At 65.4% G+C, this 364-nt stretch carries 1 protein-coding gene; it reads left to right on the top strand.

All coding sequences use genetic code 11. From position 1 onward, the window contains the following. Positions 1-364 (top strand): PAS domain S-box protein (locus H5407_RS23745; protein ID WP_183106931.1); only part of this gene is annotated, 364 nt, incomplete at both ends.

The raw sequence follows: 364 nt of genomic DNA, 5'->3' as shown, positions 1-364 counted from the left end.
AAACGCTACACGGCCCTGATCGATGGGCTGCAGGAGGCGGTCTGGCTGGTGGAGGCCGAAACGCGGTGCGTGGTCGCAGTGAACCGGGCTTCGACCCAATTGCTGGGCATGGAGGCCGAACAGTTGCTGGGCTGCTCGATGGAGTCGCTGGCCTCCACGCCCGAGGACGCCATGTTCTGGATGGATGTGGCGGGCGGCAGTCTCGAATCGCTGCACACCGACACCATGATGCGCCACGCCGATGGCCGCATGCTCTGGGTGGCCCGCCGTATCAGCTATGTCGAGCAGCAAGATGGCGACGGCCTCTGGCTGATCTCGATGCGGGACCAGACCTCGCAGCGCCAGCACGACGACGAACGTGAGG

Origin of the sequence: Mitsuaria sp. WAJ17 (assembly GCF_014174515.1) — a bacterium.
Classification (GTDB): Bacteria; Pseudomonadota; Gammaproteobacteria; order Burkholderiales; family Burkholderiaceae_C; genus Roseateles_B.
This window is presented reverse-complemented; position numbering and strand designations above follow the sequence as displayed.